A 1,113-nucleotide genomic window follows, 5' to 3' on the forward strand; every position below is an offset into this window, starting at 1 on the left:
GGCGGCGGCAAAAACTGAGTGCAACACCTGACCTTTCCGGTACGGTGCTGCCCCTATGTCTTATTCCGAACTCAGCGTTGAAGAACGCGCCACCATTCAAATCAGCCGTGCCCAAGGGTTCAGCCTGCGCAAGATTGCTTGCTTGATCACCCGATCCCCTTCGACCATCAGCCGGGAGCTGCGCCGCAATCGAGATGTCTGTGGTGGCTACTCGGCCCGCATGGCCCAGCAGCAGATGCAGGCCCGCCGCCAAGGCTGTCGACCGAAACGAAAGCTGTTGCCGGGTGGTGAGCGCTTTCAGTTGGTGGCCCATATGCTGCGCGAGCGTTTGTCTCCCGAGCAGATTGCCGGCAAGCTGCGCAGCATGAACATTCCCAGCCTCAGAGATGCATACGTCTGTCGCGAGACGATCTATAACGCCATCTATGCCTTGCCGGTCGGCGAGCTGCGTAAGGAGCTGATCATCTGCCTGCGCCAAAGTAAGACGACGCGCCGGCCGCGCTCTGGCGGCGTGGATCGGCGTGGCCAGATCCCCGAGATGGTCAGCATCCATGTGCGCCCACCGGAGATCGAAGACCGACTGATGCCAGGGCATTGGGAAGGCGATCTGATCAAGGGCAAGGCCAACGCCTCGTCTGTAGGCACGCTGGTAGAGCGCACCAGTGGCTACCTGATGCTGGTAAAGATGAACGACGCGACGGCGACCTCGGCGATGGAAGGCTTCAGTGCAGCGCTCAATGGCATGCCGCTGGCGATGCGCAAGAGCATGACCTACGACCAGGGCCGAGAAATGGCGCGGCATGCTGAAATCACCCAGCAGACCGGGGTGGCGATTTACTTCTGCGATCCGCATAGCCCTTGGCAACGCGGCAGCAACGAAAACATCAATGGCCTGATCCGCCAGTACCTGCCCAAGGGCACGGACTTGTCGGTACACAGCCAAGAAGAACTCGACGCTATTGCACTGCAACTGAACATGCGGCCGCGTAAGCGCTTCGACTTCAAGTGCCCCATCGAAGTTATGGGTGAGGTGATGCAGAAGGCCATGGCTATGCGGCATGATGCTCCAGCTTCAATTCAATGACCGTGTTGCACTCAGCTCCTGCAACCGCC

1 protein-coding gene is annotated in these 1,113 nt (G+C 59.7%); it reads left to right on the forward strand.

The genetic code is table 11. The features are described 5' to 3' along the window. The first annotated feature begins 55 nt into the window (after positions 1 to 55). Entirely contained in the window at positions 56 to 1,084 is a 1,029-nt protein-coding gene (locus GHO41_RS29290; protein WP_153376404.1) for an IS30-like element ISPa59 family transposase, read from the forward strand. Positions 1,085 to 1,113: the final 29 nt, after the last annotated feature.

Source organism: Pseudomonas sp. FSL R10-0399, assembly GCF_009600165.1.
In the GTDB taxonomy this organism is placed as follows: domain Bacteria; phylum Pseudomonadota; class Gammaproteobacteria; order Pseudomonadales; family Pseudomonadaceae; genus Aquipseudomonas; species Aquipseudomonas helleri.

Bases quoted from the DNA above. Each gene is read 5' to 3' on its own strand.
- GHO41_RS29290 (WP_153376404.1), top strand. From the start codon at position 56: ATGTCTTATTCCGAACTCAGCGTTGAAGAACGCGCCACCATTCAAATC.